Origin of the sequence: Chryseobacterium defluvii (assembly GCF_014204415.1) — a bacterium.
Classification (GTDB): domain Bacteria; phylum Bacteroidota; class Bacteroidia; order Flavobacteriales; family Weeksellaceae; genus Chryseobacterium; species Chryseobacterium defluvii_A.
In genome coordinates this window covers 541,108-561,544 of record NZ_JACHLE010000002.1, presented here as the reverse complement: position 1 = coordinate 561,544, position 20,437 = coordinate 541,108, and the positions used below count along the sequence as shown (strand labels likewise).

At 36.9% G+C, this 20,437-nt stretch carries 22 protein-coding genes; 4 read left to right on the top strand and 18 right to left on the bottom strand.

Features of this window, described 5'->3' with window-relative positions; all coding sequences use genetic code 11:
• Window positions 1-21: 21 nt before the first annotated feature.
• The 10 genes from lepA to HNP38_RS10985 form a co-directional block, all read right to left on the bottom strand.
• On the bottom strand, window positions 22-1,818 hold the full coding sequence (lepA, locus tag HNP38_RS11030; RefSeq protein WP_184189399.1) for a translation elongation factor 4: 1,797 nt from the start codon (window positions 1,816-1,818) through the stop codon (window positions 22-24).
• Between the two features lie 129 nt (window positions 1,819-1,947).
• Window positions 1,948-2,301 carry a hypothetical protein gene (locus HNP38_RS11025; RefSeq protein ID WP_184189384.1) on the bottom strand — a complete coding sequence of 118 codons (354 nt, stop codon included), beginning with the start codon at window positions 2,299-2,301 and terminating at the stop codon, window positions 1,948-1,950.
• A 256-nt stretch (window positions 2,302-2,557) separates the two neighbouring features.
• Window positions 2,558-2,920, bottom strand: a complete 363-nt coding sequence (locus HNP38_RS11020) for a hypothetical protein (protein WP_184189381.1) — start codon at window positions 2,918-2,920, stop codon at window positions 2,558-2,560.
• An 18-nt stretch (window positions 2,921-2,938) separates the two neighbouring features.
• Entirely contained in the window at window positions 2,939-3,364 is a 426-nt protein-coding gene (locus tag HNP38_RS11015; RefSeq protein ID WP_317166728.1) for an EndoU domain-containing protein, read from the bottom strand.
• A gap of 94 nt (window positions 3,365-3,458) precedes the next feature.
• Window positions 3,459-3,758 carry a hypothetical protein gene (locus tag HNP38_RS11010; RefSeq protein WP_184189378.1) on the bottom strand — a complete coding sequence of 100 codons (300 nt, stop codon included), beginning with the start codon at window positions 3,756-3,758 and terminating at the stop codon, window positions 3,459-3,461.
• A gap of 1 nt (window position 3,759) precedes the next feature.
• Entirely contained in the window at window positions 3,760-5,934 is a 2,175-nt protein-coding gene (locus HNP38_RS11005) for a zincin-like metallopeptidase toxin domain-containing protein (protein WP_184189375.1), read from the bottom strand.
• Window positions 5,935-6,116: 182 nt separating this feature from the next.
• A complete protein-coding gene (locus HNP38_RS11000; protein ID WP_184189358.1) occupies window positions 6,117-7,145 on the bottom strand; it encodes a hypothetical protein in 1,029 nt (342 codons plus the stop codon).
• Window positions 7,146-7,247: 102 nt separating this feature from the next.
• A complete protein-coding gene (locus HNP38_RS10995) occupies window positions 7,248-7,757 on the bottom strand; it encodes a hypothetical protein (RefSeq protein WP_184189355.1) in 510 nt (169 codons plus the stop codon).
• A gap of 6 nt (window positions 7,758-7,763) precedes the next feature.
• On the bottom strand, window positions 7,764-8,300 hold the full coding sequence (locus tag HNP38_RS10990) for a hypothetical protein (protein WP_184189352.1): 537 nt from the start codon (window positions 8,298-8,300) through the stop codon (window positions 7,764-7,766).
• A gap of 19 nt (window positions 8,301-8,319) precedes the next feature.
• Complete coding sequence (locus HNP38_RS10985; protein WP_184189349.1) at window positions 8,320-8,871, bottom strand: RNA polymerase sigma factor; 552 nt, start codon at window positions 8,869-8,871, stop codon at window positions 8,320-8,322.
• Window positions 8,872-8,968: 97 nt separating this feature from the next.
• Here HNP38_RS10985 and HNP38_RS10980 point away from each other — a divergent pair, with 97 nt between their 5' ends.
• The 4 genes from HNP38_RS10980 to HNP38_RS10965 all read left to right on the top strand — a co-directional run bounded on the left by HNP38_RS10980 (window position 8,969) and on the right by HNP38_RS10965 (window position 13,439).
• Window positions 8,969-9,718 carry a Rossmann-like and DUF2520 domain-containing protein gene (locus HNP38_RS10980; RefSeq protein WP_184189346.1) on the top strand — a complete coding sequence of 250 codons (750 nt, stop codon included), beginning with the start codon at window positions 8,969-8,971 and terminating at the stop codon, window positions 9,716-9,718.
• Entirely contained in the window at window positions 9,708-10,226 is a 519-nt protein-coding gene (locus HNP38_RS10975; RefSeq protein ID WP_184189342.1) for a KdsC family phosphatase, read from the top strand. The genes HNP38_RS10980 and HNP38_RS10975 overlap by 11 nt, the downstream gene beginning before the upstream one ends.
• Before the next feature lie 9 nt (window positions 10,227-10,235).
• Window positions 10,236-10,790, top strand: a complete 555-nt coding sequence (locus HNP38_RS10970) for a Maf family protein (protein ID WP_184189550.1) — start codon at window positions 10,236-10,238, stop codon at window positions 10,788-10,790.
• 84 nt (window positions 10,791-10,874) lie between these two features.
• Complete coding sequence (locus tag HNP38_RS10965; protein WP_184189339.1) at window positions 10,875-13,439, top strand: tetratricopeptide repeat protein; 2,565 nt, start codon at window positions 10,875-10,877, stop codon at window positions 13,437-13,439.
• Window positions 13,440-13,496: 57 nt separating this feature from the next.
• Here the strand turns inward: HNP38_RS10965 and tsaB are convergent, their stop codons facing one another.
• The 8 genes from tsaB to rnr form a co-directional block, all read right to left on the bottom strand.
• Window positions 13,497-14,186 carry a tRNA (adenosine(37)-N6)-threonylcarbamoyltransferase complex dimerization subunit type 1 TsaB gene (gene tsaB, locus HNP38_RS10960; RefSeq protein WP_184189335.1) on the bottom strand — a complete coding sequence of 230 codons (690 nt, stop codon included), beginning with the start codon at window positions 14,184-14,186 and terminating at the stop codon, window positions 13,497-13,499.
• A gap of 110 nt (window positions 14,187-14,296) precedes the next feature.
• Window positions 14,297-14,737, bottom strand: coding sequence for a nuclear transport factor 2 family protein (locus HNP38_RS10955; RefSeq protein ID WP_184189332.1), 441 nt, complete (start codon window positions 14,735-14,737; stop codon window positions 14,297-14,299).
• Window position 14,738: 1 nt separating this feature from the next.
• Window positions 14,739-15,488 carry an SDR family NAD(P)-dependent oxidoreductase gene (locus HNP38_RS10950; protein WP_184189328.1) on the bottom strand — a complete coding sequence of 250 codons (750 nt, stop codon included), beginning with the start codon at window positions 15,486-15,488 and terminating at the stop codon, window positions 14,739-14,741.
• Window positions 15,489-15,571: 83 nt separating this feature from the next.
• A complete protein-coding gene (locus tag HNP38_RS10945; protein WP_184189325.1) occupies window positions 15,572-15,943 on the bottom strand; it encodes a YraN family protein in 372 nt (123 codons plus the stop codon).
• A gap of 1 nt (window position 15,944) precedes the next feature.
• Window positions 15,945-16,442, bottom strand: a complete 498-nt coding sequence (locus HNP38_RS10940; RefSeq protein WP_184189322.1) for a hypothetical protein — start codon at window positions 16,440-16,442, stop codon at window positions 15,945-15,947.
• A gap of 2 nt (window positions 16,443-16,444) precedes the next feature.
• Entirely contained in the window at window positions 16,445-17,374 is a 930-nt protein-coding gene (locus tag HNP38_RS10935; RefSeq protein WP_184189319.1) for an LD-carboxypeptidase, read from the bottom strand.
• Window positions 17,371-18,057 carry a LysE family translocator gene (locus HNP38_RS10930; RefSeq protein ID WP_184189316.1) on the bottom strand — a complete coding sequence of 229 codons (687 nt, stop codon included), beginning with the start codon at window positions 18,055-18,057 and terminating at the stop codon, window positions 17,371-17,373. The genes HNP38_RS10935 and HNP38_RS10930 overlap by 4 nt, the downstream gene beginning before the upstream one ends.
• A gap of 62 nt (window positions 18,058-18,119) precedes the next feature.
• Window positions 18,120-20,273, bottom strand: coding sequence for a ribonuclease R (gene rnr, locus HNP38_RS10925; protein ID WP_184189313.1), 2,154 nt, complete (start codon window positions 20,271-20,273; stop codon window positions 18,120-18,122).
• Window positions 20,274-20,437: the final 164 nt, after the last annotated feature.

The window sequence follows — 20,437 nt, the reverse complement described above, 5'->3', positions numbered from 1 at the left end:
ATGTTCCGGTCTTTTTTTATATTAATCATTCAGTTTTAATACAGCCATAAATGCAGACTGAGGGACTTCTACCCTGCCGATCTGCTTCATTTTCTTTTTACCTTCTTTCTGCTTTTCCAGGAGCTTACGCTTTCTGGAAATATCTCCTCCATAACATTTTGCGGTAACGTCTTTTCTCAAAGCTTTGATGGTTTCTCTCGCAATAACTTTCGTTCCTAGCGCTGCCTGAACTGCAATATCAAACTGCTGTCTTGGGATCAGCTCACGAAGCTTTTCACACATTTTTTTACCGATGTGATAAGCATTGCTGTCATGGATTAATGAAGAAAGGGCATCTACCATATCCCCATTAATCAGGATATCCATTTTTACAAGCTTGGACGCCCTAAACCCGATCGGGTGGTAATCGAACGAGGCATATCCTTTGGAAATTGATTTTAACCTGTCATAGAAATCGAAAACAACCTCTGCCAAAGGCATGTTGAAGATCAGCTCAACTCTATCCGATGTTAAATAGCTCTGGTTGACGATTTCTCCTCTTTTTTCAATACATAAGGTCATTACAGCCCCCACAAAGTCCGATTTCGTAATGATGGAAGCTTTAATATAAGGCTCTTCTACCCTATCCAAAATGGAAGGATCCATCATTTCAGACGGGTTATTGATGAGGATCGGCACTTCCGGTTCTTTTTTGGAATATCCGAAATACGACACGTTTGGTACCGTAGTAATAACGTTCATATTGAATTCCCTGTCAAGACGTTCCTGAACAATTTCCATGTGAAGCATTCCCAGGAATCCGCATCGGAATCCGAAACCAAGGGCAGCAGAACTTTCCGGCTCAAAAACCAGGGAAGCATCATTCAATCTTAGTTTTTCTAAGGAGAACCTCAATTCTTCAAAATCTTCAGAATCAATCGGATAAATCCCTGCAAAAACCATCGGTTTCACTTCTTCAAAACCTTCTATCGGCTTATCGGCCGGCTTTTCAGCTGTTGTGATTGTATCTCCAACTTTTACTTCTCTGGCATCCTTGATCCCTGAAATGATATAGCCTACATCCCCGGTCTTAATTTCTGTTTTAGGGGCCTGTTTCAGTTTCAGGGTTCCTACTTCGTCTGCTTCATAGGTCTTATCCGTAGCCATGAATTTAACCTTCTGCCCTTTCTTAATGCTTCCGTTCACTACTTTAAAGTAAGCCTCAATCCCTCTGAACGGATTGTAAACAGAGTCAAAGATCAATGCCTGAAGCGGCGCATCAGGTTCCCCTACGGGCGCAGGAATTCTTTCAACGATCTGTTCCAGCAAGTGATGAACTCCTTCCCCTGTTTTTCCGGAAACTCGCAATACATCTTCATACTCACACCCAATTAAGTTCATGATCTCATCCGTTACTTCTTCAGGGTTGGCAGATGGAAGATCGATTTTATTAAGAATCGGAATGATGGTAAGATCATTTTCCAAAGCGAGATAAAGATTGCTAATTGTTTGTGCCTGAATACTTTGTGCAGCATCTACAATAAGAAGCGCTCCTTCGCATGCTGCAATGGAACGGGAAACTTCGTAAGAAAAATCTACGTGTCCCGGTGTATCGATCAGGTTTAAAATATATTTTTCTCCTTTATATTCATAATCCATCTGGATCGCATGGGATTTAATGGTAATTCCACGCTCTTTTTCCAAATCCATATCATCCAGTGTCTGAGCCTGCAGTTCCCTCTGGGAGACAGTATTGGTATACTCAAGAAGACGGTCTGCCAATGTACTTTTCCCGTGGTCGATATGAGCGATTATGCAAAAATTTCGTATGTTTTTCATTTAAGAATCTTGTAATTTGCAAAGATAGAAAAAAGGAGGGATAATATGATCCCTCCTGATTTTATAGTTTGAAATTAATTTTTAGCATTTCTTGGGAAAGCCACTCAAAATTTGAGCGGTCATTTCAATTTAACTGTTTTCTTCAACAAATTTTTTGAAGTCCCGGAGAAAGTTTATTATTTCTTCATGGGTCAATCTTAAGGTAATCACATCGGGATCATATTGTTTAGCTCTTTGTGCCATTACATCTATGAGCAATACCCCATTTTCATTGGCATAAAGATTTACATCCTCATTTCCCCAGAGAAATTCTTCTCCTTTGGGCTTTGTCTTGCTTTGTTCTAAACCCTCTATGATTTTCTGGATTTTTTTTGGGGTCCAATATGCATCTGAGAATCTTTGTAAAATTAAATAGGGATCTTTCGTTTTTATTATATATACAATATCCCCTAAATTTTCATTAGTATTAAATGTGTATTTCATAATTATTATCTTAAATGTGGGTAAGCGTTCATAATTCTTCCAGAATCATCTACTTCTATTAAAATTTTAAATGAACCATCAGAGGAATAGTACCTATATTTCATAAATTTCCCTGTATCATCACATATATGTGGCCTCCTTTGGCTATAGTATTTTCACATACATAAGCTACCTCCTCCTGTATTCTTTTAAAATACACCCTCTCTCGGAGATAATCATATTAAAAATCTTTCAAATTTTGAGAGGTCATTTCAATTTAACTGTTTTCTTCAACAAATTTTTTGAAGTCCTGGAGAAAGTTTATTATTTCTTCATGGGTCAGTCTTAAAGTAATCACATCGGGATCATACTGTTTGGCTCTTTGTGCCATTACATCTATCAGCAATACCCCGTTTTCGTTGGCATAAAGATTTACATCTTCATTTCCCCAGAGAAATTCTTCTCCTTTGGGTTTTGTCTTGCTTTGTTCTAAACCGTCTATGATTTTTTGGATTTTTGTGGGGGTCCAGCCAGAGTCACTAAAACGACCTATCGTATAAAAAAGTTTTTCCTCTACATTAATAGAGTAATAAGGGTGCTCGTCAATATCCAAAATTTGTGCTTCAAAAGTATACTTCATTATTTTTAATTTTAAAAGTTATAAAATAGGGTATGCATTCATTATGTCTCCAAAATCATTGACTTCTATTCTAATCTTAAACCCAGAGGAAGATATTCCATCATATTTGTCAAATATATCACTAGCTTGTCTTGGTCTTTTGTTTGTTCCTTTAGCTACAGTATTTTCATATACATAAGCTATCTCTTCCTGTATTCTTTTAATGTTCCAGTTTTTAGGAAACATGGTTGATGATGCCATCTTAGGAAAAGCTTCTCCTTTTAAAGATTTTATAGTTACCCGGGCTATAAAAGGAACATCATCCGGAACCTGCGTCAAAGAATAAATTCCTTCAGGATATACTATTTCTTCCACATCCAGAAACCTGTTTATAAAATGTCCTCCCTGCCCTTTGTCTCCAAGATAAATCCATTCTTCAAACCTCAGCCATTGGATATTAAACACTTTTTGTCTGATAACTCCCTACTTTTCTTGTTAAATGATTTAAAAATCTTCTATTTTAATGTGGTAAAAAGCACTTGATTGTAAATCATCTCTATTATTTTTTATATTGATAGGCTTCATCACTATTTTTAATGATTTCACTTTTAATATAATTAAAATTATGATAATATATTGGCTCCCCTGTTTCATCAGAAATAATTAAAAAATCCCTGTTGTCAAAGAGAGATTTTATTGAAATAACCCATACGTCGATAATTTTTTCAGTAGGAAATGTTAATTTATTTTTCTCATGAAAATTAATATTTACAATATTATCTTCATTGTAAACACCTTCTGTTAAATCATTTAATATCTTAATTGTTTTTTCTTTGATTATATTTTCAGTATTTTTCATATCATTTTATTATTATTGGTCCTAATTTATAATCTTCTCTTATTCTATTGATATAGTCCAAGGCTTCTTCAAATTCTGTTTTTGTCCATCTATGCCTATTGGCTAAGGTCTGCTCCCAAACATAAGTTTCTTTTTCTAATGTACTCAAAGTATGATATACATCTTCTAATTGCTCAAAATGCTTTACGTGAGACATTTCGTGGAAAGCAACAAGCTCTGAAACATCTCTGGGAAGTACAAGTTGTCTATTAACCGCATCAAACCCTCCTGCAATATTATACTTTTTCATAAAGTAAAATAGGTCATCTACATTTCCGTATCCCATTACAGGTTTAAAGAGCCTTTTGATACTTCTTATATCATCCTCCATAATCAGAGTTATCCCTTTTTCTTTAAGAATGCCTCTTAATCTCCTAATTTGTTTAGCGGTCAATATTTTTCCTCCAAGCTCATCTAATCTTCGGGTTGCCATCCAGTCCAATTCATTATCATTTAGCCCTAATAGCTCCCCCAAAGGTTTATTCCCTTCTCCAAATATAGTATCAATTTTCTTTTTAATCCATGCTTCAATATTTCCAATTTTCACTGCTTCTACCAATTCTAAAAACTCTTTTTCCAGCCACTTGTAAAGATCTTGTGCTGTATTGGCTATTTTTTTGCCTAAATTCTTAGAAAACTGTACTCCTTTTGCTCCCAGTTGTTCCAGTTTAGCAGTAATCCTGCTAATTTTTCCTGCAGCCTGTGCTATCTTTTCAGAAGCTTTACCTACTAAAGAAGCTCCTCCCGTAAAATAGGCTATTACAACATCTAAAATAAGTTCAAAGGCAACTGCACCAATAAAGTAGGCCCAAAAGAACTCGTTGAGATCCAAAAATTTCTTTTTAAGCCCGTCTATTATCCTTGAAATTTCTTTCCAGATTTTGCCTTCACTGAAGAGGTTTTTGATCCCGGCAAGAAATTCTTTGGAATTTTCAGCAAACAGATCCACAAAATCCTCAATAAATTCGAGCTTCTCCTGATGTTTTGCCAGCTCCGCCGGGCTTAGCTTTTCCATTTCGAGAAACGGAAGGTTATCCGTAATCATTGCCAAAAGCATGATAATGGTTTGTGCCAGAGAAATCAAGCCATTCAGCAGTCCACATAAGAAAGCATTAACCTTTGCAATCTCACGGTTGATCTTTACCCCTATGAACTTACCAATTTCAGAAATGGTCTCTGATATTTCTTTAAAGAAAGTTTTGAGCTTAATATAGACATTTTTTATACTTTCAGGAATACGGTCTTCTATAAAGTTCTTTACGTAGAAAACGACCGCAAAGAAAATATCATCTGTAATGGTAGGGGTTGCCTTTACAATGTTCAAAACAGCAGCTGTAGAAATTTCGCCAAAATAATCTGCAAAACCTTTAAGCTTATTAAAACCGCTGGCTGCAATTTCAGAAGCATTCTGCATACCCCTGTATTCTCTGGCGGAAATGGGTACCGGAATAATGGGTTTATATTTTACTTCCTGTCCGGGAAAAACCTTAGGATTACCATAATGATGTAAATTACTATACATTGGCTCCACGTAATGGGTCTGATAATCATAATTTTCCTCTGTAAACTTCCATTTTTCAATCGCCTCAATACCTCCTCTGATCCAGTCTGCCAGCTGATTGTTAAGAGAAAATACTTTTTTAAAGGTTTCATTAAGTTTGCTTTCCTCTGCAATTTCCAAGTAGATGGCCCCTTTCAAAAGAGTTTCATTGATCTTTTTCTCTTTTGCAAGGATTTTAACCAATCCATCAAGATCTTTAAGGTTGAGATAATCATATACCACCCCACGAAAGTTTATCGGCTGATTTTTCAATGAAATTCTAGTGAAAAAATCTTTTGCCTCTTTACTCATTTTCACCCTACAGGCTGTTCCAAAGAAATTACTTTTATCAGGAGAGTCCTCTTCATAAAAGACTTTAAATTCTTTGGGCTCCACTTCCTTTTTTTCATACCTGTCAAATACCTCAACACCACTTTTGCATAGTATAAAAGTATATTTTATTCTTTCTGTTTCTTTGGTTTCAGTAATTTTGTCAAAATCTTCGGGAGGAACAATAAATGTTTCAAAAAATACGCTGTTTTTTTGAAACGGGCTGTCAATATTTCTAGCCAGTACATATTCTAATCTTTGCATCATAATGGTATATTTTACTATTATGATCCAAATGTAGATTCGGACAGCGACAAAACCTGACGTGTTAAAAATAAAATAATTTTTAACACAAAGCTTTTATCAAAAGCTATGATATTAAGTATATAAAATACTGATAGTCAATCGAATTTATAAATAAACGTTCTAAGGGCTGTATAATATTTTAATTACTTTTCAAAAATATATCCTCCGGTTATAGAGTCTATATAAACATTGGACAAAGTTCGAGATCTGAATCCGAAACCTGCTATAGCTCCTTTATTATTTCCTGAATCAATTGCAGCACCAATAATGGCACCTAAAGCTCCTCCGGCTATAGCTCCTACCATCATCCCTCCTCCCTGATTTTCTGCAAAAAGATCGGTCCTGGCTGCAACAATATAGAATCCTTTATCATCTTTTTCCATTTCAAGAAAACCCACCGGCGTCAGGCGATAAGCCTTTCCTGCCTCCACATAACAATAAACATCATCCAGCGGGATCTGTTCTGTTTTATACTTCACCCGTACCACTTCTCCTTTTCTGTTTTTCTCTGTACGGTATCCAAATGCGGGTTCCTGAGACAAAAAGTTTTTAAAGCTCATATAGACCCCGTCTTTCAGCTCAGATGTCATTAATGCATCATAGTTTTTGCTCAGATAAGCATTGTAATTATTGATGTCTTTTTCCGGGATATACTGGCTGGAAACAGAATTGGTATAGGAAGCTTTAATAAATTCCGTCAGGATGTCTGAGATCGTCTGCGCCAGATATCTTGGAGCCTGTACTGTTCTTTTAGGATCCGAAACAATCACATTATCGAACCGGTTGATAAAATAATACCTGTCATTTCTTTTGATGAAGCTTGAAATCTTAATCCCAATCTTACTGAAAGCATATTCTTGTCCCGGATCTTTCTCATCATAGGCTTTCAGTTCCTCCAGCATCAGGACAATATCATTGTTTCCCTTTTCTTTATTGTCTTTTGAAAACCATTTTTCTACATAGCTTTTAATATTTTCATCAGCAAACTTCACCTCCACCGGCTGGCCTTTATCAGAAATGGTCCCGATCTCTCCACTGGCTCTGTTATCAATTACGGTAAGGGATTTTGTAAGTGCTTTTTTGTCTTTTATGCTTTCCTTAAGCTCAATGAATTCATTTTTTTGAGCATACAGGGAAATAGAAAATAATGTGAAAAATACTATTTTTTTCATCGGTTAATTTTTCCGGCAAAAATAATAAATATAAGTACATAAAAATTAAACGACTCTCACAAAAGATTTGTGAGAGTCGTCCAACATTAAAAAAATAAACTATTATGGGTTTTGTCTGGGCCTTGCCGCCTTATTGCTTCCGTGAGGCTTTCTTTCATTCATTTTGTCTCTCATCATTCCTTCAGACTGAAACAGCTTCAATACTTTTTGGCAAGGAATCACCTGCTGCATTTTATCAGCGTATTTTTTTCTGTTATCTAATAATTTCTGTCCTACATCAAAACTCTGCTGCAGCTTTTGCTTAGCTTCCTGATCAGACAGGGTTTCGGGATCAAAGTTGGAATCAAATTCGTTTTTTATCTTCTTCTGGTTTTCGAGATACTCATTATAAATGGTCGTAAATTCAGCCTTATCGCCGGAATCTATGTTCAGGTTATCCATCACCATATTATTTCTGAATTTTTTAAGAAGTTCTTTTCTTTCTTCAGGAGAAAGATTATTTATTACCTCTTTTCTTTGTTTTGGGTCCATTTTTTTCCAGTCATAATCCGTCCTTTGAGCATTCAAGCCAAAACCATACAATATAAAAAGTGTAAATAATATCTTTTTCATCTTTCTTTAATTATATAGATCCAAATAAACATCCTGTGTCGAATTGCTTGCCAGTTCTGAAATTTCAGAGTTGGTGAAAGAATCCAAGTATTCGTTCATCTGCGTCTCTTCTTGTTTTGAAACAGCTTTCACTGTTTGCGGGGTTGTTACTTTTTCAGTTTTAGTTTTCTGCAGGTCTGTCATATTTTTACTTCCTTGGTTTTCAACTATGTGATTAGTATTTTCAACAGAAGTTAAATCTGATTTCAGGGTTTCATATGCCTTCTCGCTTTCGGTTTTAGGTACCGGCTTACTCAAAGCATATGTATCCGTAGCACCAGCCGTTTCTTCAGTTGAATTATTTTCAGAATTTAAAACAAAAGTAATTCCAAAGATCAAAACCACTGCAGCCGCCACAGTGTATGCCCAGTTCAGCTTAAAAATGGGAGCTTTTTTCCCGCTCTGCACTTCATTCATTACTTTTCCCTGAATATTTTCAAACAAATGATCCGGTACTTTGTAAATGTTTTTACGTTCCAGTTTTTCTATATCAAAATCTTTCATCTTTCAGTTTCTCAAAAAATTATCTTTCGTAATTTTCTTTTATATATTCTTCTATTTTTTGTTTGGCATAATGATAATTTGTCTTCAGGGTTCCTACGGACATATCTACAATTTTCGATATTTCCTCGTAGGGAAGATCATCATAATACCTCATCATAAATACCAGTTTCTGTTTTTCAGGCAGGCTTTGTATGGCGTTCTGTAATAATATTTGTATTTCCTCTGCATCTCTTTCCGCATTATCAGCTACAAGGTTCTGCATATGATATTCGGCATCTTCATCCGTCTTCTGCATTTTTTTGAGCTTGTTGATCTGCTGCAGCGCTTCATTGGTTGCAATTCTGTACAACCATGTATACAACTGGCTGTCATTCTTGAACTGGTGAAAGTTCTGGTAAGCCTTTATGAACGTTTCCTGCAAAGTATCCTGAGCAAGATCTCCATCCACAGTGATCCTCCTTATATGCCAATACAACCTGCTCTGATAAGCATCCATCAGTGCACGAAGCCCTTTATCCTGGCTTCGCGGGTTCTGCATCATCGCAATAATTTCTGCGTCCTTGATCTTCATAAAGATGCTTTCACTGTTTTGGATTACAAAAATATCTAAAAGTTAAATTACTTATTCAATTTTTAGTCCAAATATCATAAAATCTTATCTTTGTTAGATGCAAACTGTAATTATCGGTTCCGGAAATGTTGCCTACCACCTGGCGAAGGCTTTTGTCCTGAATAATATTCCTTTAACCCAGATTTTTGGCAGGAATGAAGGGGATCTGAAAAAGATCTCCGAAGAATTGAACATCCCTTATTCTACGGAAATTCTGGAGGATGCGGAACTTTATATCCTTTGTGTAAGTGATCATTCAGTAGAAAATGTTTCAAAGATTATCATTAAAAAAGATTGTCTGGTTGCCCATACTTCAGGATCTCTTCCTAAGGAAATTTTAGTGGGGGACTACAGAAAATCAAGCTTTTATCCTTTGCAGACCTTTTCAAAATCCAAGGATCTGGATTATGAAAAAATCCCGTTTTTTATAGAAGCTGAGAATGAAGATGACAAAAAGCTTCTTTTCACTATTGCTTCCAAAATTTCAAAAAATGTCATGGAAAGCACCTATGAAAAAAGGAAATACATTCATCTTATTGCTGTTTTTGCCTGTAATTTTGTCAACCATCTTTTTTCAAGGGCTAAGGAGATTTCGGATTCCCAGGAAATTCCTTTTGATTATTTTCTGCCTCTTATTGATGAAACGGTTCATAAAATTTATGAAATTGAACCGAGATCGGCACAAACCGGCCCCGCAGTGAGAAATGATGAAAGGGTTTTACAATTGCACGAACAATTACTGCAGGGTGAGAGCCTTGAAATTTATAAAACAATGAATCATTCTATTCAAGAAATGTATGAGCTATAAAGAGAAATTAAAAGATATTAAGGCATTTGTTTTTGATGTAGACGGTGTTTTCACAGACGGGAGTGTCTATCTTCTTCCGGGAGGAAATATGTGCCGGGTCATGAATGTCCTGGATGGTTATGCCGTAGTTAAAGCCTTAAAAAGCAATTACTTAATAGGTGTTATTACCGGTGGAAATGATGAAATGGTAAAACACAGGATCAATTATCTGGGTATTCAGGATTACTACCCTAAATCTTATGATAAAATGGTGGATTTTGAAGATTTTAAAAAGAAATATAACCTTAAAAATGAAGAAATCTTAACTATGGGAGACGACCTTCCTGATTTACATATCATGGAAAACTCAGCCATTGCTGCATGTCCGGAAAATGCCGTTCCTGAGATCAAAGGGATCGCCGATTATATTTCCCAGAAACAGGGTGGAAGCGGGGCTGTACGCGATGTGATAGAGCAGGTGATGAAAGTGCAGGGGAACTGGCATGACGATAATACGCAATCTGTTTAATTTTTTATGATGAAATTACTTTTAGCATCACAGTCTCCGAGAAGAAAAGAATTATTATCCGGCTTAGGATTCGATTTTGAAGTAGTGAAAATAGACTGCGAAGAAGTCCTGCCTGAAAAAATTGAGATAGAAAAGGCAGCCGGCTATCTTTCCTTATTAAAAGCCGATGCGTTTGGAGTTCCTGAAGATGGTGAAGTTCTGCTCACGGCCGATACCATTGTAGCGATTGATGACCGTATCCTGGGAAAACCAAATAATGAAGCCGATGCCAAAACAATGCTTCGGACTCTTGCCGGAAGGACTCATCAGGTTTATACGGCAATTACCATAAAAACATATGATAAAATTTTTACGGAAACGGATATGGCAGAGGTAGAGTTCGATGAAATTTCAGATGCTGAAATTCAATACTATATCCATAAATACCGTCCTTTTGACAAAGCGGGAAGCTATGGGATACAGGAATGGCTGGGTATGGCTAAAATCAAAAAAATGAATGGAAGTTTCTATACCATAATGGGACTTCCAACTCATGTGGTTTACAAAATCCTGAAAGAAATATAAAAGTTTTCAATACAAAATTTTACTATTTTTACAAAATCATCAACTTTTTATAATAAAAAGCAGATTAGCGAGTTATATTGAATAATGAAAAAGAATATTTTATTCCTTTTAGCAGCATGTATCATTGTTTCGTGTGCTACCAAAACAAAAAAGCCGGAACAGCGATCAAAGTTCATGAAAGGGTTTTCCACATATTATAATACGCTTTTTAATGCGAAAGATGCATTGAACAGTGAATTTACGAGCCGGGATAAAGGTCATAAGGATAATTTTTATGCCCCTTATATTCCTATCCTTACGTATGAAGATCAGCCTTTGGGAAGTGATCTGGGGCAGTCTCAGGCTTTTGCCGAAAATTCCATGAAAATGGCGGAGGTCAACAGGCCTTCCGGTAATAAAAACAATTCCAATGGAAGGACAATTCCTTCAAAACCATCGGATATGCCGGGCAGCGTAGGAGATCTCATCAATCCTATATTATCCCCATCCCAGGAGTCTGGTGATGTTGATTTAACGAGTGCTACCCCTCTTCAGATTGCTGAGGCTAAAGCTTTGAAAGCGATCAACAAATATTCCGTAATTAAAAACGGGGAGGAAAAGAATAAAAAGATCTTTGATGCCTACATGATCCTTGCACAATCCAGGATCTATCAGAATAAGGCTCTGGAGGCTCTGGATGCCTTAAATTATGTTTTCTCCCATATGAAGGACGATAAAAGGATTGCGCTGGCAAAGATCTATCAGGGTGTGGCATACGCCCAGCTTAAGAATTATCACAAAGCCAATGAAACTTTTGCTAAAATTAAGGGAGAAGAAATAGATAAGTCCTATGATAAACTGCTAAGCATTTATAACTCTGAGGCTCTTCTGGATGCGGGAAAGAAAGAAGAGGCTACCAAAGAGCTTGACCGGGCATTCGAACTGAACAGCAACAGAAAGCTTAAAAGCCGTATTGCTTATTTAAGAGGGCAGGTTTTATCAGAATTAGGGAAAAATGAGGCTGCGAGAGAAAGCTTTATGGCGGCTTATAAGTATGCCAATGATTTTGAATTCGAAGTAAAATCCCAGATAGAAGTTGCCAAAACATTTAATGGAAAAGGCGATTACAACGGGGCTAAAAAATATCTGGAAGATATCAGTAAAAAGGGGACTTACGCTTCCAGAAAAAATGAATTTTACTATGCTTTGGGATTAATGGCGAATAATGCCGGCAAAAAGGATGAAGCGCAGGAGTTTTTCAGAAAATCTTTATTTGAAAAGGTTTCAGACCCTCAGGTCCGCGGATTGACCTATTATGAAATAGGGAAGTCATACCTTGAAAAGAACGACTATATAGGAGCAGGGAGTTATTATGATTCCGCCCTTGCCGTAATGTCTTATGAGCCGTCGAAAGTGCTTTTAAAGGATCAGTCTGAAAATATTAAGAAAATCTCCAAAAATTATTACTTAATTAAGAAAAATGACAGTATCCTCGCATTAGCTAAAATGAATGATGCCCAAAGGAATGAATATTTTGCCAAACATATTGAAAAAATAAAAGCGAAAGAAGCCAGAGAAGAGCTGGAAAGAAAGCGTGCAGAGAGAAGCAAAGGTTTTGATACCGGGGATTATAATGCCAATTCTATTTTTGCCAACAATTCCGGTTCTTTTGAGGAATTCGGGACTACAACCAAAGGTTTTTATTTTGGTAATATGAATACGGTAAGCAAAGGGTCTTCTTCTTTCAAACAGGTTTGGGGTGAGAGGGCTCTTGCCGACAACTGGCGTTATTCTAAAAAAATGAGCTCTATTGAGGATCTTAAAAACGAGGCTTTGGGAGTTACTTCCGCTCCTAATCCAAGACGTTTTGAACCCGCTTATTATATTGAGCAGATTCCTGTGGATGCCGGAAAATTATCCCAGCTGAAAAAAGACAGGGATACTGCTTCATTAGGATTGGGGATCATGTACCACAATTATTTTACAAATACCCCGTTGGCTACCAAAACACTCTATGACCTGGTAGATAATAAACCCGAAGAAAAGGTGATGCTGCAGGCTTTGTATGAGATCTTTGCCATGAACTATGAGAAAACCCCTCAGGCAGGGGATAGGGCGAAGCAGATCTTACTGGCCGACTATCCTTATACTTCTTACGCCGAATTTGCGAGAAATCCTAAGAACAATACCTTTGTAAAATCTTCCGCAGATGTGGAAAATGAATACAAAAGAGCATATGCCCTGTTTGAATCGGAAAAGTTTGAGGAAAGCAAAGGGGTGATTGATCAGGCTATTCAGAAATACCCGAAAGATGCTCTGGTTCCTAAATTGTATTTGCTGAATGCTTTCAATACCGGTAAATCAAGCGGTAAGGAGGTGATGATCCTGCAATTGGAACAGATCGCTCTCAACTATTCAAAAACCCCGGAAGGAGAGAAGGCCAAGGAAATGCTGAATTATCTGAAGAGTGACCTTGGCTTCCAGACTACGGACAATAAGGGAAATATTATTCCTCAAAATCAGGGAAATAATATGCCTTTGCAGCCTTCTTCCCCACAGAATAAAAATGTTCAGCCGCAAAACCCGAATGGTAATTTCAACAACCAGCCTAAAAAACCCGGCCAGCAGGATCCAAAACCCAATTCCGGAGCTCCTTCAAAGCCACAATAAATAAAAAAGCGAAGATTGACTGATCTTCGCTTTTTATATGCAGTTTAATTTTTACGGTCACAGAGAATCATCTGACGATTTCTTTTTCTTTGCTCCATGGAAATCTTTTAAGTAAAACGGCTCAAAGTAGGCCATATCCTCAAAATCCTTATTTTCTGTTTTTTCCACGGTCTTTCTGATCAGGTATTGTGCAGAAGGGTAGACGTTTTCATTAAACGCTGCATCAGGAAGCTTCAAAATTTCTTTTGCCTTTGTTGCTCCGTCTCCTGCAAACAGTATTTTTTTGCCTTTCAATTCTTCAAAAGAATGTTCATCCAAAATTTTAGCTTGAGTCTCTGATATTTCTTTCCCTGTTACGCCATCGTAAGTGGCCGTATAAACCTCCATTCTCCTCGCATCGATCAAAGGGACTATGTAATCATAGTTTTGTCCTAAAAAAGGCTCTATCATGCTCTCGAGAGAATTGACAGCAATTAACGGCACTTTTAAGCCATAACAGAAACCTTTTGCAGAGGATGCACCGATCCTTAATCCTGTGTAAGAACCGGGCCCTTTTCCCAAGGAAACGGCTTCTATCTCTTTCAGGGAGATTCCCGCACCTTCCAGCGCCCATTCCACAAAGGTGTGAAGGCTTTCAGATTGTTTATAGTTATCAGAAACTTCTTCACAAAGGCATAATAGTTTTTCGTTATCTGAAACAGCTACCGAACAGTTTTTTGAAGAGGTTTCCAGGTATAATATTTTCATTTTCTAATTAAATATATCCTTTATTTGTCATTCTGTAAGCATCTCAACATTTTTTAGATTCCTACGGAATGACAAAGGCTGTGTTGAATTTTGATGATTTCCCTACAAATTTATGGCTTTATTTCGACACTCTGCCGGCTCCAGAGTTTCCAGATGGAATTCTTTTTCATCCAGATCTCCAGGAGCGCCAGCTTCATTCCGAAATCCTGTCCTTTATAAGTCCCGGCAACTTTAATTTTCCTCCTGATGCTGACCATGTTTTTGTATTTTTTAATTTCAGAAAGTTCTGTCTGTTCAATATTTTTATAGACCACTTTTTTTGAAGAAAAATCCTTTTGGAAGTCCTGAAGATTCTGAACCCATCCGTTAGAATGTCCAAAAGAAACGTCGGGGCAAAGGATATTAATTATTTTATCGTCATTATTCTGCAAATAGCGGTCTAAAAGCCTGACATTTTCAAACAGTTTTTCATCTTTAGGGTTTGTCCTGATATTCTGACCATTCCAAAAGGAGAATAAAAAAAGGAGAATAAAAAGCGATAATTGTTTCATCTTATTTTCTATGAATTGTTCTGGGCTCGCTTTGGGCAGACGGATAGATGGTCATATCTGAGATCGTCACATGCTTTGGGGCATTCACACAATAGGCAATGGCATCGGCGATATCTTCGGCTTTCAGGGCTTCATATCCTGCGTATACCGTGGCAGCCCTTTCACTGTCTCCTTTAAATCTCACCAAAGAAAATTCTGTTTCTACGGCTCCCGGCTGAATGTTGGTAACCCTGATCCCGAATTCCGTCAATTCCAGCCTCATTCCTTCGGAGATCACATCCACTGCTTTTTTGGTTGCACAATACACTGTTCCGTTGGCATAGGTTTGTCTTGCCGCTACGGAGCTGATGTTAACAATATGTCCGGAATTCCTTTCTTTCATTCCCGGGATGATCATTTTGGAGATATATAAAAGCCCTTTCACATTTCCGTCGATCATCATATCCCAGTCATCGGTCTTTCCTGCCGAAAGAGGGTCCAAACCATGAGCATTTCCCGCATTATTGATCAGAACATCTATATTTTTCCATTCTTCAGGAAGAGACTCTATTGCGTCCTCAACTTCTTTCAGATTTCTTACATCGAATTTTAAACTAAATATTTCGGTGAATTCAGAAAGCTCCGTTTTTAATGACTCCAAAACATCGTTCCTTCTTCCACAGATGATGATCCTGTTTCCCTGTCTGGCCAGGAGCTCAGCTGTCGATTTTCCGATTCCGGAGGTTGTCCCGGTGATTAATACTGTCTTCATAAAAATTATAAATTTTTAATGTAACAATCTATCAATGTAACAGTTTACCAATTGTTACATTGTTATATTTTTAAATTGTTACATCAATTGGCATCCAAAGCTTCAAAAGCATCAGGGATATGTTCGATTATTAAATTTTTGTTTTGATCGGGAAGGACGGAAAGGATATCGAACCTGACTTCATTATTCCTGTTAAATTCTTCCAGATAATGATTGGCCGCGGAAACAATTGACTTTATTTTAGTTTTGGTAACTGCTTCCTGAGGCAATATAAATGCGTCTGTGGATCGTGCTTTTACCTCAACTATGACAATGATGTTATCTTTTTCAGCAATGATATCAATTTCAGCTTTCTGAAACCGGAAATTTCTCGCAAGGATCTTATAGCCGTTCTTTTGTAGATATTCTACAGCTAGATCTTCTGCTTTTTTCCCGAAATCGTTGTGAGTAGCCATTTTATTTTTTGTTAAATCTAACTGCTTTTCCTTCTGAAGCAACTTCAAATTCCTGATCTATCCATGTTTGTAATTGATAATGAAAGTCTAAAAATATCTTTTTATGTGCTTTTTCTATAAGAACCTTATCTATATCATACGGAATATGTATAGTTTTTTCTTCATCACCAATTTTTATCTTGTAATATTCACTTTTAGGATGAGCGGATGTAGCATATATAATTTTATCTGTTTTAATTATTTCCGGTTCAATTATTTTTAAATCACTTTCTAATAATTTTACAAGTTGATTCTGTAATTCCTGTGGCAAAATATTTCTGATCTTTGTACATCTTCTCTGTTGTTTCCGTTGCCAATCATTATCCGGAAAAAAACCTGCATCAAAGTACCAGAAAAACTCCAATCGTGTATCAAAATTCTTAAAAATTAATAATTCCTTGGCAATAATATCATCCATGAAACCTGGACTAAAACTATATTTAAGAATTATTTCATCCATATCTAAAATTCAACCTTAACCTTATCCTCAACCTTCATTTTCACATTTCCGCCAATGATCAAAGGCCTGTTATCATAAATATGTCCATTAGGGAAACCAAAAATAACCGGAAATTTATATTTTGAAATTCTGTCCGAGATCAATTTATTAGCAAACCCATCAAAGCTTTCTTCATAGCCTTTGTTCTCTTTTTCATCTCCCATATTGGTCATTCCTCCTATAATAAGCCCTTTGATCTTATTAAAAACTCCGGCAAGTTCCAAGCTCATTATCATTCTGTCAAGAGCATAAAAGTTTTCACCAATGTCTTCGATGAATAAAATCTTATCCCTGAAATCAAATGAATACCGGGTTCCTAAAAGGGCATAAATAAGGGCTAAATTTCCTCCCACCAATTCTCCTTCACAATTCCCTGCTTTATTTAATTCATTCGATGGTAAGCTATATTTTGGCTTTTTTCCTTTCAGGATATCAAATATCAGATCATAGCTTCCTTCCGTCACGCCAAAGCTTGATGTTTTAATGGTCTGCCCATGAATGGAAGCAAAGCCTTTTTTCAACAAATAGCTCTGTACCACGGTATTGTCTGAGTATCCTATATACCATTTCGGGTTTTCCTTAAAGTCTTTCAGCTTTAAATGCCGGAGCAGGTGCTGGCATCCGTATCCGCCCCTGGAAGCCCAGACTGCGGAAATATCCTTGTCGTTTAAAGCCCAGTTGATATCTTTTATTCTTTCTTTCTCTGTTCCTGCATAATTATAGCCGTTAGAAAATCTCGTGTAAAGGTGTTCTCCCAAAACAGGTTCAAAACCTTTGTTTTTTATCATTTCTATGCCTTTTTCAAGCTGGGAAGCATCTACGGCTCCGGCAGGGGAAATAACGGCTATTTTATCTCCTTTTTTAAGTGACTTTGGAAAAATATTTTTCATCATTTTTTTCTTTGATATTTTACTTCGGTCTTCTCGGCTTCTTCCAGCTTTTTATCAAACTGGTTGAATTTTTTAAAGCTTTGTAAAAAGATAAAAAAACTGAAGACAATAAGAATCCCGCCAACCACTCTTCTGATCTGATTGGCAAGTTTTTGTGTGAGTTTATAATGAAACTGTTTGGCCAGGAATATTTTGGCCAGATCTATACACAGGTAGGTGGCAATTACAGTCCCTATATAAAGGATAAAATTGCCGGTATCGGGATACTGGTTCCTTACCGAAATTACGGTCACCAGCCAGAAAAGGATTACTCCTACATTTAAAAGATTGAAGAAAAAACCATTAATGAACGTTTTAATATAATTCTGATTAATGATTCTTTCTTCACCGGGCATATGCATTTTGGTTTTCGTCACCATCATTACAATTCCATAGACAAAAATGAGGATGGAGGTGATCCTGTAAAACCCGGGATGTTTGTCTATTAAAGTTACTATATCTGCACTTGCATAGTAAGCTGCCAGGATACACAATAAATCGGCAGAAATTACTCCCAGATCCAGAGCCAGGGCATGTTTCGGGCCTCTTGAAAAGCTGGTTTCAATAAGAAGGAAAAAAATTGGTCCTATGAAAACCAGGCTCAGCATAAAGCCTAATACAATAGCAGAAAGTACAAGTTCAAACATTCAGTAATTCTTTTAAAGATGAAAAATACTCATCTTATACAAAGTTATACTTTATGATTCAATTAATCAACAATCTTAAAGTCCAACTGCTTTTGGATCAAATTAGCCTTTACCACTTTTATCTGAACCTGATCTCCCAATTGATATTTATTACCATTTCTTATACCATAAACCGCATGGGTTTTGGCATCATACATATAGGAATCATCTACCAGATCTCTCAACTTGATCAATCCTTCCGCACCGTTTTCAGGGATTTCTACCCAGAAACCGAATTCTGCAACTCCGGAAATCACACCGGTAAATACTTCTCCGATATGTTTTTCCATGAATTTCACCTGCATGAACTTGATGGAATCCCTTTCTGCATCGGCAGCCAGTCTTTCCCTCGAACTGCAGTGTTTTGCTTTCTCTTCCAGTTCATGTTTACTGGGAGATTTTCCTCCATCTAAATAATGCTGAAGCAGGCGATGGGCAAGCAAATCCGGATAACGACGGATAGGAGAGGTGAAATGGGAATAATACTCAAATCCTAAACCATAGTGCCCAATGGGTTCTGTAGAATAAACCGCTTTACTCATACTTCTCATGGCTAAAGTTTCGATCATATTTTCTTCGCCCTTTCCTTTAACATCGTGAAGCAACTTGTTCAAAGACTCAGCTACTTTTTTAGTATTGGCAAGATTCATTTTATATCCGAAAGTGGAAACAAAATCTCTCAAAGCTTCTAATTTAGCAGGATCCGGATCATCGTGAACCCTGTAAATGAAAGTATTATTGGTAATTTCTCCTTTTCTGGACAAGGAAACAAATTCTGAAACTTTTCTGTTGGCCAAAAGCATGAATTCTTCAATCAGATGGTTTGAATCTTTGCTTATTTTAAAGTAAACCCCGATCGGTTCATTGTTTTCATCCAAGTTGAATCTTACTTCGCTTCTGTCAAAAGTAATGGCTCCTTTCCTGATACGTTCTGCCCGCATGATCTTGGCCAATCTGTCCAATACCAGAATTTCTTCCGCAAGATCTCCCTGTTTCGTTTCTATACGTTCCTGGGCTTCTTCATAAGTAAATCTTCTGTCTGAATGGATAACCGTTCTTCCGAACCATTGTTTCTGAATTTCAGCATTATCATTCAGCTCAAATACTGCTGAAAATGTATATTTATCTTCATTAGGACGAAGTGAGCAGACATCATTACTCAATACTTCCGGCAACATCGGAACTACACGGTCAACCAGATACACTGAAGTCGCCCTCTGGTATGCTTCATCATCCAGAATAGTTCCGGGAACCACATAATGAGAAACGTCTGCAATATGTACTCCGACTTCCCAGTTTCCGTTCTCTAATTTTCTGATCGATAGGGCATCATCAAAATCCTTGGCATCTTTCGGGTCAATGGTGAAGGTACAGATCCCACGCATATCCCAGCGTTTTGCCGCTTCTTCATCGGTAATGCTTCTGTCTATTTTATCAGCATCCGCTTCCACTTCTTTTGGGAATTCATAGGGTAAACCGTATTCAGCCAGGATAGAGTGGATCTCGGTTTCATGTTCTCCCGGGGCTCCCAAGACCTGGATGATTTCACCTTCCGGATTTTTATCTCCCGGTTTCCATTCTGTCATCTTTACGATAACTTTATCTCCGTTTTCAGCTCCGTTGAATTTTGTTTTCGGGATAAAAATATCTGTATTGATGCTTTTTTTATCACATACTACAAATCCGAAATCTTTATGATTGATGATCTGGAATGTACCCACAAACTCGGTTCTGGATCTTTCCAATACTTCCAATACGGAACCTTCAAGCTTTTTACCTTTATAGTGATAGGTTATAATCAGAACCTTATCGCCCTGTAAAGCATCTTTTACATTTTTAGAATGGATAAAGATATCGTCCTCCAGGCCTTCTACGTTCACATAGGCATTTCCTGTCTGGTTAAAATCTATGATTCCGGTTAAAGTGCCGGCTATTTTCAGATTGACAATGTATTTGCCCTTTTCTGTTTCTTTTATTTTTTCGGAACCCTGTAACTTATGTAAAGCCTGAATGACAAGCTCTCTTTGTCTTGGGTTTTTATAATCTATTCCATCTGCAATCTGTTTGTAATTATAGATTTTAGACGGATTTTCGTTCATGAAACGCAGAATCAACCTGCCGATTTCCATGAGTTTATGGTCATTTTTCTGACTTATATATTTTCTTTTTCTTGACATTTTAATTTTTTATTTCACAGGATAAATTCCTGTACCCATTTTTAATTTTGTTCTTTTAATTCAATCCAATTGCCGTTTTGATATTCAATTTTTTTTGAAACCTGATATACTCCGCCTGCAAAAGGAGTATAGTCAATTACTAATTGATATGGATTGATAAATTT